Source organism: Porphyromonas sp. COT-052 OH4946 (assembly GCF_000765965.1).
In the GTDB taxonomy this organism is placed as follows: Bacteria; Bacteroidota; Bacteroidia; order Bacteroidales; family Porphyromonadaceae; genus Porphyromonas; species Porphyromonas gulae.
Genome location: NZ_JQZY01000004.1, coordinates 15,514 through 32,620, shown reverse-complemented (window position 1 = coordinate 32,620; position 17,107 = coordinate 15,514). Strand labels below are relative to the sequence as shown.

20 protein-coding genes and 1 pseudogene are annotated in these 17,107 nt (G+C 41.2%); 18 read left to right on the top strand and 3 right to left on the bottom strand.

The window, feature by feature from the left end:
• The first annotated feature begins 413 nt into the window (after positions 1-413).
• The 17 genes from HQ50_RS01300 (at position 414) to HQ50_RS01220 (ending at position 13,807) form a co-directional block, all read left to right on the top strand.
• Positions 414-1,178 carry a ParA family protein gene (locus HQ50_RS01300; protein ID WP_036868557.1) on the top strand — a complete coding sequence of 255 codons (765 nt, stop codon included), beginning with the start codon at positions 414-416 and terminating at the stop codon, positions 1,176-1,178.
• A 1-nt stretch (position 1,179) separates the two neighbouring features.
• Positions 1,180-1,614, top strand: coding sequence for a DUF3408 domain-containing protein (locus HQ50_RS01295; RefSeq protein ID WP_036868561.1), 435 nt, complete (start codon positions 1,180-1,182; stop codon positions 1,612-1,614).
• The gene (locus tag HQ50_RS01290; protein WP_230623906.1) at positions 1,611-2,228 is read left to right on the top strand and encodes a hypothetical protein; all 618 of its coding nucleotides are present in this window, start codon (positions 1,611-1,613) and stop codon (positions 2,226-2,228) included. The genes HQ50_RS01295 and HQ50_RS01290 overlap by 4 nt, the downstream gene beginning before the upstream one ends.
• Before the next feature lie 162 nt (positions 2,229-2,390).
• Positions 2,391-2,687, top strand: a complete 297-nt coding sequence (locus HQ50_RS01285; protein ID WP_025003727.1) for a DUF4134 domain-containing protein — start codon at positions 2,391-2,393, stop codon at positions 2,685-2,687.
• Between the two features lie 11 nt (positions 2,688-2,698).
• Complete coding sequence (locus tag HQ50_RS01280; protein WP_025003726.1) at positions 2,699-3,028, top strand: DUF4133 domain-containing protein; 330 nt, start codon at positions 2,699-2,701, stop codon at positions 3,026-3,028.
• Complete coding sequence (locus tag HQ50_RS01275) at positions 3,025-5,526, top strand: TraG family conjugative transposon ATPase (RefSeq protein ID WP_036868565.1); 2,502 nt, start codon at positions 3,025-3,027, stop codon at positions 5,524-5,526. The genes HQ50_RS01280 and HQ50_RS01275 overlap by 4 nt, the downstream gene beginning before the upstream one ends.
• 12 nt (positions 5,527-5,538) lie before the next feature.
• Positions 5,539-5,895 carry a DUF3876 domain-containing protein gene (locus HQ50_RS01270; protein ID WP_036868568.1) on the top strand — a complete coding sequence of 119 codons (357 nt, stop codon included), beginning with the start codon at positions 5,539-5,541 and terminating at the stop codon, positions 5,893-5,895.
• Positions 5,896-5,899: 4 nt separating this feature from the next.
• The gene (locus HQ50_RS01265; protein ID WP_025003725.1) at positions 5,900-6,529 is read left to right on the top strand and encodes a DUF4141 domain-containing protein; all 630 of its coding nucleotides are present in this window, start codon (positions 5,900-5,902) and stop codon (positions 6,527-6,529) included.
• A gap of 2 nt (positions 6,530-6,531) precedes the next feature.
• The gene (gene traJ, locus HQ50_RS01260; RefSeq protein ID WP_036844670.1) at positions 6,532-7,542 is read left to right on the top strand and encodes a conjugative transposon protein TraJ; all 1,011 of its coding nucleotides are present in this window, start codon (positions 6,532-6,534) and stop codon (positions 7,540-7,542) included.
• An 11-nt stretch (positions 7,543-7,553) separates the two neighbouring features.
• On the top strand, positions 7,554-8,177 hold the full coding sequence (traK, locus tag HQ50_RS01255; protein ID WP_036872642.1) for a conjugative transposon protein TraK: 624 nt from the start codon (positions 7,554-7,556) through the stop codon (positions 8,175-8,177).
• 4 nt (positions 8,178-8,181) lie between these two features.
• A complete protein-coding gene (locus HQ50_RS01250) occupies positions 8,182-8,484 on the top strand; it encodes a TraL conjugative transposon family protein (RefSeq protein WP_039427726.1) in 303 nt (100 codons plus the stop codon).
• The gene (traM, locus tag HQ50_RS01245; protein ID WP_036868576.1) at positions 8,447-9,781 is read left to right on the top strand and encodes a conjugative transposon protein TraM; all 1,335 of its coding nucleotides are present in this window, start codon (positions 8,447-8,449) and stop codon (positions 9,779-9,781) included. The genes HQ50_RS01250 and traM overlap by 38 nt, the downstream gene beginning before the upstream one ends.
• An 84-nt stretch (positions 9,782-9,865) precedes the next feature.
• Positions 9,866-10,774 (top strand): conjugative transposon protein TraN, encoded by a 909-nt coding sequence (gene traN / locus HQ50_RS01240; RefSeq protein ID WP_036868578.1) that lies wholly within the window; start codon positions 9,866-9,868, stop codon positions 10,772-10,774.
• A 1-nt stretch (position 10,775) separates the two neighbouring features.
• Positions 10,776-11,357, top strand: a complete 582-nt coding sequence (locus HQ50_RS01235) for a conjugal transfer protein TraO (protein WP_036868581.1) — start codon at positions 10,776-10,778, stop codon at positions 11,355-11,357.
• Between the two features lie 6 nt (positions 11,358-11,363).
• Entirely contained in the window at positions 11,364-11,807 is a 444-nt protein-coding gene (locus HQ50_RS01230) for a DUF3872 domain-containing protein (protein WP_036872646.1), read from the top strand.
• Between the two features lie 86 nt (positions 11,808-11,893).
• A complete protein-coding gene (locus HQ50_RS01225) occupies positions 11,894-13,030 on the top strand; it encodes a hypothetical protein (RefSeq protein WP_036868587.1) in 1,137 nt (378 codons plus the stop codon).
• Between the two features lie 54 nt (positions 13,031-13,084).
• Positions 13,085-13,807 (top strand): hypothetical protein, encoded by a 723-nt coding sequence (locus HQ50_RS01220; RefSeq protein ID WP_052074860.1) that lies wholly within the window; start codon positions 13,085-13,087, stop codon positions 13,805-13,807.
• A 508-nt stretch (positions 13,808-14,315) separates the two neighbouring features.
• Here HQ50_RS01220 and HQ50_RS11970 read toward each other — a convergent pair.
• Positions 14,316-14,528: pseudogene (locus tag HQ50_RS11970) on the bottom strand (DUF3873 domain-containing protein); the annotation flags it as partial.
• Positions 14,529-14,784: 256 nt separating this feature from the next.
• Positions 14,785-15,318, bottom strand: coding sequence for an antirestriction protein ArdA (locus HQ50_RS01205; RefSeq protein WP_036868595.1), 534 nt, complete (start codon positions 15,316-15,318; stop codon positions 14,785-14,787).
• A 394-nt stretch (positions 15,319-15,712) separates the two neighbouring features.
• Here HQ50_RS01205 and HQ50_RS01200 point away from each other — a divergent pair, with 394 nt between their 5' ends.
• A complete protein-coding gene (locus HQ50_RS01200) occupies positions 15,713-16,507 on the top strand; it encodes a cation transporter (RefSeq protein WP_036868598.1) in 795 nt (264 codons plus the stop codon).
• Between the two features lie 55 nt (positions 16,508-16,562).
• Here HQ50_RS01200 and HQ50_RS01195 read toward each other — a convergent pair whose 3' ends face one another.
• A complete protein-coding gene (locus HQ50_RS01195) occupies positions 16,563-17,075 on the bottom strand; it encodes an ORF6N domain-containing protein (RefSeq protein ID WP_039427722.1) in 513 nt (170 codons plus the stop codon).
• Between the last annotated feature and the right edge of the window lie 32 nt (positions 17,076-17,107).

The window sequence follows — 17,107 nt, the reverse complement described above, 5'->3', positions numbered from 1 at the left end:
GGATACCTTTTTATCGGTTCAAATAGGATTCCGATGCAAAGTAACAGGGATTAATTATGCTGTGCCATAGCACATTATAGGACAAGCAAAGCCATCTAAAGCCATACGAAGCCACTTTCAAAAACGGACGGTTTTTCTCCATTTATTTGCGGTCAGAATCAGTATTGAAATAGATAAGTAAAGCGGTAAATACCGATAGAAATATTGGAATGAACTGGGCAATATGGAAAGACTGGTTTACTGATTTCAAGAAAGCAAGAAATACTGAAATCAATATTTCAAGCAATCAATAAAACAATATGTCTGCAAGTCGATAAAGACAGATTGAATTACAGATAACAATATGGAAATCAATACTGCACAGAATGAAGCAGTCAATCAATAATGAAGTAAAACAATAAAGAATTAAAGAAATGAAGAAAGAAACATTATTCGTAGCCTTCTCCACCCAAAAGGGCGGGGTCGGTAAAACCACTTTCACGGTATTGGTGGCAAGCTATCTCTACTACCTGAAAGGCTACAATGTAGCGGTTGTCGATTGCGACTACCCGCAGCACAGTATCAGTGCCATGCGTAAACGGGACGGTGAACAGGTAAACAACGATACCAATTACAAGGTGCTTGCCTTTAACCAGTTCAAAGCATTGGGAAAGAAAGCCTATCCGGTCTTGTGCAGCACTCCCGAAGCTGCCATCAGTACAGCCGAAGAGTTCCTGAAAACAGAGCCGATGGAAATAGATGTGGTCTTTTTCGACCTGCCGGGAACTGTGAACAGCGAAGGTATCATCAGTTCGCTGGCTTCTATGGACTACATCTTTACACCGATTACCGCCGACCGGGTGGTACTGGAAAGTAGCCTTTCATTCGCCATGACAGTAAACAACCTGCTGGTACAGAATGAAGTTTACCGGATACAAGGCTTGCACCTGTTTTGGAATCAGGTCGATGGCAGGGAGAAAACCGACTTGTATAGAATTTACGAAAATACTATCGGCGAACTGAAATTACCCCTCATGAAAACCTTTATCCCGGATACCAAACGCTACAAAAAGGAACTGTCCGGTGATAAGACTTCTGTCTTCCGTTCCACACTGTTCCCTGCGGATAAGCGAATGATAAAAGGCAGCAACCTTGAAGAATTGGTGGCTGAAATAGGATACATTATAAAACTATACTAATATGGCAAAACAGGAAAAAGTACAGGTGGATGAAGATTTTATGAAAGAAATCATTTCACAGGGTTTACCCATGAAACAGGAAATTTCACCTAAAGCAGTAAGTAAAGAACCGGATACGCCGGAAGTTATACAGGAAACTGTGGAAGAACCTGTCCGGCAACCGGAAGCAAAAACCATCCGGGAAACTACCCGCCGGAAGAAAAGTACCCCTGCCGATTACCGGGAAACCTATTTCCAGAAAATGGAACTTCCCGACCGCCAGCCGATATATGTAAGTCGTTCCACCCATGAAAAATTAATGAAAATAGTAATGGTTATCGGTGAACGAAAAGCGACTGTAAGCAGCTATGTGGAAACAATTATCCTGAATCACTTCGACCAGTATCAGGACGAAATCAACGAACTGTATAAGAAAACTTTTGAAAGCCCGATATGATACTAAAATTAATGATAGCTGGGGTTGTCCTTTACTACCTCGTCCTGTTTTGTCGGTTCAGGAAGGAAGCAAACAATTCCCCTTCCAAAAGTCCCGGCAACCGTAAAAACGAAAGGGCTGTCGTAGGAAAAACTACCTTCCGGTTAAGACAAGTAACGCCATCCGAAGACACTGAAAGCCAGTTTTCTAAAGGGGTTGATAATGCTTCTATATTTGCCCCGGCTGACACGGAAGATACCCCGCAGCCGATGGATGTTGAATTTGAAATGAAGTATGAAGATGAAGTACCGGAAGATGAACTGGAAGCGGAAGAAATCGCACTTATCACTGGCGGTGAAGGTCAGTCGGCACGGGGTATCTCCTTTGAAGAAATGGCACAAGCAGTACAGGTCGTTAGGGAGCAGGAAGCCCCGGAAGAAGAGGAACGGAAAGCCCTGCAAACCTTGTCGGTTATGCAACAAACCAGCCTGTACGACACAATGATGGAACAGATAAACGGGGGCATGGTACGGGTGGCGGAAATGCTGGGTAAATATGATGCTGTATTTATCGCCCCGCCAAACGAAACCAGCCCCGAAGATTTACAGGCGTTCGATATGAACGACTATATGTAGAACCTTTAAAACGAATCAGGTATGAAAGAAAAAGATTACGGTTAGCTGGGCTTAACCATTCAAAAGAGGTCAGAAGACCAACCACAAAAATTCTCAATTATTAATCCCGCCGGAATAGCGGACTATCCACCCGCTTTCCGGCATCATAAAATCAAGTTTATAATGAAAAAGAAAATATTTCTTTCCGCAGCCATCGTCTTGGCTGCAACTTCCGCATTTGCACAGGGCAACGGCGTAGGTGGTATTACAGAAGCTACAAACATGGTTACCAGCTATTTTGACCCGGCGACAAAGTTGGTGTATGCCATTGGGGCTGTCGTTGGTTTGATTGGGGGTGTAAAGGTGTATAACAAGTTCAGTTCGGGTGACCCGGATACAAGCAAAACCGCAGCTTCATGGTTCGGGGCTTGTATCTTCCTGATTGTGGCTGCTACCATCCTTCGTTCATTCTTCCTGTAATCATAGGTGTTATGATTAGCTATTCAATTAACAGGGGGATTGGAAAACCTGCGGAGTTCAAAGGGCTTCGCAGCCAATACCTTTTCATTTTTGCAGGCGGGCTACTTGCCGTCTTCGTATTGTTCATCATTCTTTACATGATAGGTATAAACCAGTGGGTTTGCATCGGGTTCGGGGTCGTAGCGGCTTCGGCTCTTGTGTACTTCACTTTTATGCTGAATGATAAATACGGTACTCACGGTCTTATGAAAATGACCGCCCGCAAAAGCCATCCCCGGTACATTATCAACCGGAAAGCCATCCCCCGATTATTCACCTATAAAAGACAGAAGCACGCATGAGGAATATATTAAAAGCTGCCACATTGGAAAGTAAATTTCCCCTGCTGGCAGCCGAACACGATTGTATCATCAGTAAGGATGCCGATATTACGGTGGCGTTCCGGGTTGAACTACCCGAACTGTTCACCGTTACCGGGGTCGAATACGAAGCGATACATTCCGCTTGGCATAAGGCAATCAAAGTATTGCCCGATTACAGTATTGTGCATAAGCAGGACTGGTTTATTAAGGAAAACTATACCCCTGAAATTCAAAAGGATGGGTTAAGTTTCCTGTCCCGAAGCTTTGAACGGCATTTCAATGAAAGACCGTTCCTGAATCATACCTGTTACCTGTTCCTGACTAAAACCACAAAGGAAAGAAGCCGTACCCAAAGTAATTTTAATACGCTTTGCCGGGGCTTCATCATTCCAAAGGAAATTCAGGATAAGGAAACCGTAACGAAGTTTTTGGAATCGGTCGGGCAGTTTGAACGGATAATGAACGATTCGGGATTTATCACCCTTACCCGCCTGACTTCGGATGATATTACCGGAACGCCGGAAAAAGCTGGGATTATTGAAAAATACTTTTCCCTGTCGCAGAGTGATACGACTACACTACTGGATATGCAACTGAACCCCGAAGATATGCGTATCGGCGATAATATTTTATGCTTGCATACGCTTTCGGATGTGGAAGACCTGCCGGGTGCGGTTACTACTGATTCCCGTTACGAAAAGCTGTCCACCGACCGTAGCGACTGCCGTTTGTCGTTCGCTTCGCCTGTGGGCGTATTGCTTTCCTGTAACCATATCTATAACCAGTATATCTTTATAGACGACCATACGGAGAACCTGAAACGCTTTGAGAAGCAAGCCCGTAATATGCATTCGCTGTCTAAATACAGCCGTTCCAATCAGGTGAACAAAGAGTGGATAGAGGAATACCTGAACGAAGCGCACAGTCAGGGTTTGACCTCCGTTCGCTGCCATTGCAACGTAATGGCATGGGCGGATGATAAAGAGGAATTAAAGCATATCAAAAATGATGTGGGAAGCCAGCTTGCCTTGATGGAGTGCAAGCCCCGTCACAATACAATGGATACCCCGACCCTTTACTGGGCGGGTATCCCCGGCAATGAAGCCGATTTTCCGGCGGAAGAATCCTTCTTTACATTTATTGAACAGGCTTTGTGCTTCTTCACGGAAGAAACGAACTACCAATCATCACCCAGCCCTTTCGGGATTAAGATGGTGGACAGACTTACCGGAAAACCACTTCACATTGATATTTCCGATTTGCCCATGAAAAAAGGAATTATTACGAACCGTAATAAATTCATTCTTGGGCCGAGCGGAAGTGGGAAATCCTTCTTTACCAACCACATGGTACGTCAATATTACGAACAGGGTACACACGTCCTGTTAGTGGATACCGGAAATTCCTATCAGGGATTATGCGAATTAATCCACCGGAAGACTGGCGGGAAAGATGGCGTGTATTTTACATATACCGAAGATAACCCGATTTCATTTAATCCATTCTATACCGAAGATAATGTCTTCGATATTGAGAAACGGGAATCCATCAAAACGCTTATCCTGACCTTGTGGAAACAGGAACATGAAAAACCCACCGGGGCGGAAAGCGTTGCCTTGTCCAATGCTGTAAGCGATTTTATTAACCTGATTACACAGGATAAGTCCATCGTACCCAGTTTTAATTCCTTTTACGAATTTATCAAAAATGAATACCGGAATAACCTGAACGAACAGAATGTCAGGGAAAAGGATTTCGATATTGATAATTTCCTATTCGTGTTGCAACCTTTCTATAAAGGTGGTGAATACGATTACCTGTTGAACTCGGATAAGGAACTGGATTTGTTGAACAAACGCTTCATCGTTTTTGAGGTAGATGCCATCAAAGATAACCCCGTACTTTTTCCTGTGGTTACAATCATATTGATGGAAGTTTTCATCAACAAAATGAGGCGGTTAAAGGGAATCCGTAAGATGCTGCTTTTGGAAGAAGCGTGGAAGGCTATCGCCAAAGATAGCATGGCACATTATCTGAAATACCTGTTCAAAACGGTGCGTAAATACTTCGGTGAAGCGGTGGTGGTAACGCAGGAAGTGGACGATATTGTCCATTCTCCCATTGTGAAAGAATCCATCATAACGAACTCCGACTGTAAAATTCTGCTCGACCAGCGCAAATACATGAACAAGTTTGACAGTATCCAAGCGATGCTGGGTTTGACCGACAAAGAAAAAGCGCAAATACTTTCCATCAACATGGCGAACCATCCGGGACGGAAATACAAAGAAGTATGGATTGGACTGGGTGGCGTACAATCGGCTGTCTATGCCACAGAAGTAAGTTTGGAAGAGTATTACGCATTTACAACGGAAGAAACTGAAAAACTCGAACTGTTCCAACTTGCCGATAGGCTGGATGGCGACCTTGAGTTAGCTATTAAACAGCTTGCCGAAAGCAAGCGTAATCCTAATTAAAATCAAATCAATATGAAACAAATAAAAATCATCTTCCCGGTTCTTCTCTGTGCTATTCTACTGGCTTTGTCTTCCTGTAATGAAACAAACGCCGACCGACTGAAAGCCATGTGCGGTCATTGGGAAAGCGTTACAAACCGACCATCATTCACGGTCTTTGAAAGTGCGGATGGCTATAAAGTAACCATGCAACGAAGAACCCGCAGGGGTGAAACCCGTGCGGAAACCTATCAAATCATAGAAAAGGACGGATACCTGTTTATCGAAACAGGATTTTCCATACTGGTAAGCTATGATAGTGAAACCGACCGGATACTATTATCCTCCGGCGGTGAATATGTAAGAAGTAAAAAACAATCAAAAAATTAAAGCGATGAAAACAAAAATAATGATGTTAGTCGTGGCACTCTGCCTGTTTGCAGGTAACGCCAGCGCACAATGGGCGGTCATTGACCCGACAAATTTGGCTCAGGGTATTGTCAATACTACCAAAGAAATTGCACAGACTTCAAAAATTGTAGGCAATACGGTAGATACTTTCAAGGAAACCAAGAAATTGTACGACCAAGGCAAGCAATATTATGATGCCTTGAAATCGGTAAACAATTTAGTGAAAGATGCCCGCAAAGTACAGAAAACCGTGCTTTTGCTGGGTGAGATTACTGATATATACGTTACCAACTTCCAGCTAATGTTATCGGATAAGAACTTCCGACCGGAAGAACTCAACGCCATTGCTTTCGGATATTCCAAACTGCTGGAAGAAAGTTCGGATGTATTGACCGAACTTAAAAATGTTGTGAATATCAACGGGCTGTCCATGACCGATGCCGAACGTATGGAACGGATAGACAAAGCATATAATTCCGTATTGAATTACCGGAATTTGGTTTCCTACTATACCCGTAAAAATATATCCGTGTCTTATCTGCGGGCAAAGAAAATCAGCGACACCGACCGTGTGATAGCCTTGTATGGAACTGCTAACGATAGATACTGGTAATTATGACGTTGTTAGCCGTTGATTGGGGAAACCTGCATGAGATTCTGAAAAATCTCTATGTGGATATGATGCCCCTGTGCAGTAATATGACTGGGGTAGCCAAAGGTGTGGCGGGATTGGGTGCATTGTTCTATGTGGCAGCGAAGGTATGGCAAGCCTTATCGAGAGCTGAACCGATAGACGTGTACCCGCTTTTGCGACCGTTCGCCATTGGTCTGTGCATTATGTTCTTTCCGACTATCGTACTGGGAACGATAAACAGTGTATTATCCCCGGTAGTAAAAGGAACGAATCAAATACTGGAAGGACAGACCTTTGATATGAATAAATACCGGGAACTGAAAGATAAAAAGGAGTATGAAGCCATGCTTCGGAATCCTGAAACCGCTTATCTCGTTTCTGATGAAGAGTTCGACAAGCAACTGGATGAACTTGGATGGTCGCCTTCGGATTTGATTACGACAATGGGGATGTATATGGAACGGGCTTCTTACAATATAAAGAAAGCCGTCCGGGACTGGTTCAGGGAACTGTTGGAAATACTCTTTCAAGCTGCTGCCCTTGTCATAGATACGATACGGACGTTTTATTTGATTGTATTAGCCATACTTGGCCCGATTGCTTTTGCAATATCGGTCTATGATGGCTTCCAATCAACCTTAACACAATGGATAACACGCTATGTAAGTGTGTACCTGTGGCTTCCCGTATCGGATTTATTCAGTTCCATTCTTGCCCGGATTCAGGTCTTAATGCTGGAACGTGATTTACAATTATTGGACGACCCCAGTTTTATACCCGACAGTTCCAATACGGTTTACATCATTTTTATGATTATAGGAATTGTGGGATACTTTACCATCCCGACTGTATCCAACTGGATTATTCAGGCTGGCGGATTGGGTGGTATGAACCGGAATCTTTCTAAAACAGCAAGTGGTGGTGGAAACCTTGCGGGTGCAGCAGCCGGGGCAGTAGGTGGAAACATCGCCGGAAAATTAATTAAAAAATAAACAGTAAAAATATGGAGTTTAAAAGTTTAAAAAATATAGAAACCAGTTTCAAGCAAATACGCCTGTTCGGGATTGTATTTGTATGCCTGTGTGCCGGGATTGTGGGTTATGCCCTTTGGAACTCGTACAGTTTTGCAGAAAAACAGCGTGAAAAGATTTACGTTCTCGATGGGGGTAAATCCCTTATGTTGGCACTTTCGCAGGACTTATCACAGAATCGTCCCGTGGAAGCAAAGGAACACGTTCGGCGTTTCCACGAACTCTTTTTTACCCTGTCGCCGGATAAGAACGCCATTGAATCGAACATACAGCGTTCCTTATACTTGGCGGATAAAAGTGCTTTCAATTACTATAAGGACTTATCCGAAAAGGGGTATTATAACCGTATCATTTCCGGGAACATCAACCAGTCGGTACAGGTGGACAGTGTAATATGCAACTTTGACCACTATCCCTATCAGGTGGCGACCTATGCCCGGCAAATGATTATCCGGGAAAGCAGTGTTACCGAAAGAAGCCTTGTTACCCGATGCCGGTTGCTGAACTCTGTAAGGAGTGATAACAACCCACATGGATTTACCATTGAAGCTTTCGAGATTACGGAGAATAAGGATTTACAAGTATTAAAACGGTAGAGCTATGGTAAAGAAATCATTAATAAACCTGCGGGACTGGATAGATGATAAGTTGCGTTACGCTTGCGGAAGCCTGTCGAAAGATGCCCGGATAATCATTATCATAACCTTTATTCTCGGTGGTAGCATCCTATCTATTTACTGGACGGTTTCTTCCATATATAATATAGGAAAGAAGAGTGCAGAGAAAGAATTTATGGAGATAAGGCACATTGAACGCTTGGAACTGGAACGAAAAGACAGTATAAACCATTATCAATTACAAAAATATGGAACAGAATCAGAATTTGAATCAGGAAACGAGTAACAACAAAGAAAGGAAAGAGAAAAAACAGCTTTCCCCGCAGGAATTACAGAAACGGAAGAAACTAATCATCTTCCCTTTGATGTTCCTTGCCTTTGCCGGATGTATGTGGCTGATATTTGCCCCGTCCTCAAAAGACGAAGTAAAGCCGGACGAAATCGGCGGTTTTAATGCCGATATTCCATTACCCAAAGAAGACGGGATATATAGCGATAAAAAGACGGCTTATGAACAGGAATCCATGAAATCCAAACAGGAAGACCGGATGCGTTCTTTGCAGGACTTCGGATTTACATTGGGTGAAGAAAATAAGGTTACGGATAATTTGAGCCTGACCGCCGACCTGCCGGAAGAACAACCAGCAAGGAACAACCGGAGTTACTACGGCGGTTCTTCCCGTAATAGTTCTTATGTGCAATCTTCGGCTTACGCCTATCAGGATATAAACCGCCAGTTGGGAAGTTTCTACGAAACACCCAAAGAAGACCCGGAAAAAGAAGAACTGGCACGGAAGATTGAAGAACTGGAATCCCGGCTGTACGAACGGGAGAATACCCAAAGTACGGCAGACGAACAACTGGCACTACTTGAAAAATCCTATGAATTGGCAGCCAAATACATGAACGGCGGGCAGGAACAGGCAGTGAAACAGGTAACACCCACTGCATCCATACAGGGAAAGGTTCAGGCGTTGCCTGTGCAAGCGGTAACAGAACAGACCGTTTCGGGACTGCAAGTGCCTATGAGTGATGCGGAGTTTATCGCAGCATATAGCCAGCCCCGGAACTTTGGATTTAATACGGCGGTCGGAACTGAGTCGTTAATGGGAAAGAATACAATTCTTGCCTGTATCCATGAAGACCAGTCGGTGATGGACGGGCAGAATGTCCGGCTTCGCCTGTTAGAGCCGTTACAGGCGGGTCATATCCGTATGCCGAAAAACAGCCTGTTATCAGGAACGGCACGGGTTCAGGGTGAGCGCATGGATATTAATATCTCTTCATTGGAATATGAAGGTAATATCATTCCGGTTGAATTGGTGGTCTATGATTCAGACGGGCAAAAAGGTTTATCCGTTCCGTCTTCGCTGGAAATGCAAGCCCTGAACGAAGGTATGGCAAATATTGGGGCTGGGCTTGGCTCAAGTTTTACTGTCAATCAAAATGCGGGGGCTGCCATCGTGTCGGATTTGACAAGGGGTGTTCTGCAAGGCGGTTCGCAATACCTGTCAAAGAAGTTCAGGACGGTAAAAGTAAACCTGAAAGCCGATTATAAAGTAATGCTATACACAAAACAGTAATAATAACCACAAAAAAATCTCAATTATTAATCTGCCGGAAAGTGGGCTATCCACCCGCCAACGGCAACTAAAAATCAATTTGTAATGAAAAAGTTAATTATCATGTTCGCACTGGTTATCGGTGCGGTAACGGTCAAAGCGCAAAGCAATGATTTCTTTCAGGGTATTACCCAAAAATTTCCTTACGGGCAGATGGTTACGCCTTATGGCGTTCAGGTCACTTTTGCCAAAACAGTACACATTATCTTCCCTTCCACTGTCAAATATGTGGATTTGGGTTCTAACCATCTTATCGCAGGAAAAGCGGATGGGGCAGAAAATGTTATCCGTGTTAAGGCTGCTACCGAAGGTTTTCCGGGAGAAACCAACTTTTCAGTTATCTGTGAGGACGGCAGTTTTTATTCTTTCAATGCCAAATACGCCCATGAACCGGAAATGCTGAATATAGAAATGAAAGATTTCCTTGAGAATGAAAGTATAACCGATTATTCCCATACCCGGATGAACATTTACTTCCGTGAACTGGGTAATGAATCGCCTTTGCTGGTAAAGCTGATAATGCAGTCTATTTATAAAAATAACGATAGAGAAATACGCCACTTGGGATGCAAGCGTTTCGGGATACAATTTTTAATCAAGGGAATTTACGTGCATAACGGAATGTTCTATTTCCATACACAGGTGAAGAACTCTTCCAATGTTCCGTTCGATACGGACTTCATTAAATTTAAGGTGGTCGATAAGAAGGTGGCAAAGCGCACTGCCATTCAGGAATCGGTACTTTATCCCGTCCGCAGTTTTAACGAAGTGATTACCATAGGCGGAAAATCCACTGTCCGCACGGTCTATACCTTACCAAAGTTCACCATCCCGGACGATAAGATATTGGTGGTAGAGCTGGTCGAAAAGAACGGTGGCCGTCACCAAAATATCCGTATCGAAAGTTCGGATATTGTGAACGCCAGAGTGATTAACGAACTTAAAATCAAGTAAGATGAAGAAATTAATCTGTGTTATAGCAGTGTTGTGTTTGTGCCAGACTTTTAACCTGGCACACGCACAACGTTACCTGCCCGGACAAAAGGGATTCCAACTTACGTGCGGAATGGCAGATGGCTTTAAGAAGCCCGGTGAACCGGAATCGGCTTACTATTTCGGTGCTGCGCTTGCCACTTATACCAAAAACGGAAACCGTTGGGTGGTCGGTGCGGAATACTTCAATAAGGAGTATGAATATAAGAATGTAACCGTGCCTTTAAGCCTGTTTACAGGAGAAGGCGGGTATTATATAAAAATACTTTCCGACCGCCGGAAAACCTTCTTTCTGTCCTTCGGGTTGTCAGCTCTTGCCGGATATGAAACAAGCAACTGGGGAGATAAGGAACTATACGATGGTTCTACACTCACGAACAAAGATGCCTTTGTTTATGGTGGGGCTGCTACGCTGGAACTGGAAACTTACCTGACGGACAGGGTGGTTTTTCTTATCAATGCCCGTGAACGTGCGCTGTTTGGTTCTTCCATCGGGAAGTTCCACACACAATTCGGGGTCGGTTTTAAATTCATAATAAATTAGTGCGATATGAAAAAAATAATCAGAAACATAATAATGGGGGTGTACTTGCTGGGAGCAATGCTGCTGGTGTTTTCTTGTGATGATAAGCTGGATGTTCAGCAGGTTTACCCGTTTACGGTAACAACGATGCCCGTGCAAAAACGTATTAAGATGGGTGAAACGGCAGAAATACGTTTTCAACTTCAAAGGGAAGGATATTACGAAGATACCAAGTATTTCATCAGGTATTTTCAACCGGATGGAAAAGGTACGCTTCGGATGGCGAACGGAACAGTTTTTCTTCCAAATGATTTGTACCCGCTTCCGGGCGAAACGTTCCGCCTGTACTATACTTCCGCTTCCACAGACCAGCAACAAATTGATGTGTATATCGAAGACAGCTTCGGGCAGGTGGTACAGCTAACGTTTGCTTTTAATAATGAGAACGAGAAAGAAGAGCAAAAGGAATAAGCAACTTTAAACAACTTATTGAAAAGCATCTGATAACAGTTTGTCAGGTGCTTTTTTATGGGTATTTTTGCAAAAAACATAGAATCATGGAAGATACATTACAGGACTTAACATCTTTATTTGAAGAAGCAAAAAATAAAAGTGAGTTTGAGTTTGTATTAACTCTTATAAATTACAGGGGTATGGGTACACAAAAACTGACCTCTAATCTTTATGAATGGTTTGATGCAATAGAATTTTATAAGAAGCTGTATGAATCGCATACAGGAAAAGAAAAAACAAGAATCGGGACATTACTTTATTCTACCTTCTTTGAAAATAGTGATTTTTATAATATTATTGGTAGCCTATGCCGAATAAAATTGGGTTATAAAGGTTCATCTTATCTTTTTTGGAAAACGAAAAAATACGAACGATTATTGGGAATTGGAGAAAAGCAGGATTATCTAATCGAGCTTTTGAATGATGCAGGTAAGCAAAATATAATTGCTTTTTTTGAAGAAAATCACTTCAAAGAAATAAGAAATACGTTTTTTCATTCTGCGTATTCTTTGAGTGAAGAAGACTATGTCTTGCATGACTCCGACCCTATTGTTATTAATGGGATTGGACAATCTATTTTTAATGTAGAAGAATTTTTTTATCCTAAAATAGAAAATGTAATTGCTTTTTTTGATGCTTTTAAGAAGCTTTTTTTGGATAGCTTGGATTCATATAAAGCAGATAAAGAAGTTATGGGATATTTCCCAAATTTACAGAGGATAACTATATTAGGCTCTGATAAAGGTCTTCAAGGATTTAGGATTAAAAATTCGGTGCAATTTTGTGGGAAATGGTATGATTCAGGAATTTGGTATGAAGAAGAATATGATATGTGGGCTGGACATAATATCAGGATTAGTGCAGCAGACAAAGAAACTATTGAAATTGGAGAACAACTTTCTCGATTCGAGAATAAGGATGATATAACTAAAAATAATGCAGAGTTTTTCAACTTAGTGGACAAGGTTTCAGAAAGAAAGCAACAAAATGAGATTAATAGAGCTGCTTCATTATTGATAAAGTTTGGAGATGTACGGTATCAAAAGATGCAGGATGAACAAAACCTACATAAAAAACAAAGCTTTCCTAAAATAATTTTACCGTATTATAAACAAGCGATAGAATTAAATTCTCAAATTGACCTAACAGAAACACGAAAGCGTATAAAGGAACTTGAATGAGCAAAAGTGAACAATAAATACCTACTATATATTGATATACTTGGATTTTCCGATATGGTAAAAAACGATTATGGGAAAATCACGAAACTTTTCGATTATATAAATAATCTGAATGTACATCGACATGGTGCATTTCAAACTATTGTATTTTCGGATACAATTTTAATTTTCAACAAAGAAACTCCGATAAGTACCCATGACCATGAATATTTTGTCATGTTTGCTTGTGAATTTGTTCAGGATTTAATGTGTAGAAGTGTTGATTTAGAAATACAGTTTCGTGCTATATTAACTTATGGTGAGTTCTTTTATGAACGTTTATCCAATATAGAAGCATATCATGGTAAAGCTTTAGTCAATTCATACCAAAAGGAAAAAGACATAAATGGCATAGGTCTTTTTATAGATAAAAACATCCTGAAATATAATACCATATTCAAAACTACTCCATTTGACAAGGATTTGCATTTTGTCTTTTTAACGCAAAGCATGGAAACACTTTATAAGTCTGATTATACTATTCCATTATCCCGGTTCAATATTGAAGATGAGTTAATTTGCTATAACATCGAATGGGAAAGTAAGATATTGAAAACAATAAAAAAAAATATTGATATACAGACGGACTCCAAAATAAGAGGGAAGTACCTTCAAACTTATCACTTATATAAACAACGGTATCAAAAAATCATAAATATATTTGAAGAAAACGACTTTGATTATAAAGTTTTATCTCCTGATGCTGACTGGGGAAATGCAATAAAAGGAAAGGAATAAATTATATGGAAAAATCCACCGGGTTAGCGGTGGATCCTTTCATTAATAAAAATCAAAAGTTTGGAAAGCGGTTTCTTTGCTACTTTCTTTTTCAGCACACTTCACGAAAGAAAGTAGCGGGCGGGGTTTCCGCCCGTTGGTTTATAATTCTTCAAATTTATCTATATCACATTCGATGATTACGACTTCCGACTGGTAACTGTATAAGTCGTTTTCTTTTGCTACTGTGATGGCTTTTTCTTGCGTAGAAAAAACGCCAAAGCAAACACGGCTTGACTTTGTTTTGTGTACGTCCGTTTGAAATAAAATATATACTTTCATGTTACTGTTGCTTAATGTGTGAATGATAGATTTCTGTTTTCTCTTCAAATGTTTTAATATCCCAAAACAGGTTACAGGCATCAATAAACCGTGCATCTTCTTCGTTATTACCGTCCCTATCTTGTTCTATACCTGTAATGTCTTCCAATTCATCAAAATTGAGCATTTTCCACCATTCATTGTAGGTTAGTAGGGCATTTTTCCGGTTTAACCATTCATCCCGCCGTTTTCGGCACTCTTCCAGCGTTTTCGCTACCGTAGAGAAAAGTTCTCCATCCGTATGGCGATAATCATATTGGAAATATTCTGTTCCCCTGAACGCTCCCGCAATGAACGTTACATATTTTTCTTGTCCCGGCTCTTGGGTCGTGGACACTCCATTTTTATTTAGTGATTCCATATATTTACATTAATAAAGTGAGTAATAAGGCGATGAAAACCGCAGCTATCAAAAGGCTATACAAAACAGATACAAATAACCGCAGGATAAAGCGGATAACGAAAAACGCAATTATCAATACCGCCCATATACCCGCCGAAGTGGACAGAAAATAAATTACTGAAGCCAGTAACCCCACCCGGAACAATAATCTGAATAAACCGCTTATTTTCAATGTCTTTTATTTTGTAGGCGGGTTTCCCCGCCCGGTGAATAATCAGCAAACACGGAAGACAAAACCGTCTTCAAACCAGTAATCACCCATAAATAGGTCGCGGGCAAACTTTTCGTAATCAAAGTATGTTTTTGCGAACTCCGGCAATTCGTATAACTCTTCTACAATTTCATAGGCGTAATCTTCTTCATCGTTGTATTTGCCCTGAAAATCGTCCCTGAAAGAAGAAATAAGGTCGTTTGCATCTTCGGTCGATAGGTCGTGTGAACCGTGATTACACCACACTAAAAATGCTTCCTGCTCGTCTTCGCTTAAATCGTCCATTGCATCCCGGATGTCGAAAAAGTTGTCAGATAGCCAGCTTTCGCCGATTAATTCATCCGGTATATTTTCCCAGTCCTGAAACATATATTCAGGGTCTTCCTCGTCTGCGTGGAGTTCCGCACAGGCTTCGTAAAACTCGTCTTTGTCCGAAAAGTCGGAAAGGTCAAACCACTTGCCCTCGATTGAGCCATCGTTGTACTTTGCATATGTACCTACATAAATCCTTGCTTCGCTTAAACTTGTTGCTTCCATAACTTCTGATTTTTTAGATATATGCGGATTCTTGAGGTGAGGGAGTTGAGTTTCATAACCTTTTTTTCCTGCTTCTCGTAAATCCGACTTTTTTTATATGCGTCTTTCCGTCGGGTCGGTCGTTTTCGTTTCATATATGCCGGAAAGTGTAGGCTTTAGTCTTTGCAAGTTTTTGTGGAAAAATACTCTCAAGCGAAGCGCAGTAGGAAGATTTTTGCATCAAACCCTTTAGGGCTTGAACTTTCAAAGACGTTAAGAAGCCGTAAATACTTTTGCATATAGAAATGGAAAGGAATAACCGCCCCGATGGAATGACTGCCTATGGGAGTGGTTTACGGTTAAAGAAGCTGGCAAAAAAGCATTACTTTTGTATCATATAATAAAGGTTCTAATTATGTATAAATCAATATTTCATATTCCAAAAATGGATTGCCCCTGTGAAGAAAGCCTTATTCGCATGAAATTACAGGATAATAAATCTATCAAGCATCTTGATTTCGACCTTGCAAAACGGATATTAGTTGTAACACATAGTGGCGACAGCAGTAATTTTATTACAGAACTTGAATCACTTAATCTTGGTGCAAAGCTTCAAGAAACAGTGGCAACAGATGGTAATGATTCTACCGATAATCCAGCCCGACAGCGAAGAGTTCTATGGATTGTACTCGCAATCAATTTTGCTTTCTTCTTGATTGAAATTACAACAGGGCTTATTTCAGGTTCAATGGGATTAGTAGCAGATAGCCTTGATATGTTGGCAGATGCTCTTGTTTATGGTATGAGCCTTATGGCTGTGGGGGCTGTTATTGCAAAGAAAAAGCGAGTGGCACTTATAAGCGGCTACCTGCAAATTTTACTTGCAGCATTAGGGCTGTCAGAGGTTATAAGGCGTTTCTTAGGATTTGAGGTTATGCCCGAATTTAAGACTATGATTGTCATTAGCTTACTTGCATTACTTGCTAACTCCATCTGTCTATGGTTGCTTCAACGTACTAAAAGTAAGGATGCACATATTAGAGCAAGCGTAATATTTTCGGCAAACGATGTTATTATAAATATTGGAGTTATTATAGCAGCCTTATTTGTTTGGTGGCTTGAAAGCAATATCCCTGATTTGATAATAGGTATAGTAGTTTTTCTTGTTGTTATTCGTGGTGCAATCCGAATTTTGAAACTGGCTAAATAAAAAATGGCGGGCTTTGTCGGCTCGCCATCATTAGGTTATCACAATTTGTGATAAGTTATTTTTCTTCATCAGGTATTCTGTATCCTATGGGTTTTCTTGGTTTAGGGTCAGGTTTACTTAATAGCTGGGTTAAAGCTTGGTATATCTCACTGAACTGTGCATCGGTGCTTTCTTCCAGTTCCTCGATACGTTTAAGAAGTTCATCATATCCGATAACCATTTGTCGCATCAGGACAAATGCCCGCATAATAGATATATTTACATCTATTGCTGTTTGGCTTCTCAATACAGTAGAAAGCATTGCTACACCCTGTTCCGTGAAAACCATTGGGCTGACAGAACTGTGTTTTAGGGTTTCGGGGAACTGGTCACAATTTGTGACCAGTTGGTGAAATTCTTCTTTATCCAGTTCAAACATAAAGTCAGAAGGAAATCGCTGAATGTTACGTTTGACAGCCTGTTTGAGAACCTTTGTCTTTACATTATATAACTCTGCTAAATGGAAGTCCAGCACTACCCTGTATCCCCGGACTTCAAAGATTTTGTTTTGAATGACTTGTAATTCCATATCTATTTATATTTTAATGTTTTAGAATAAAA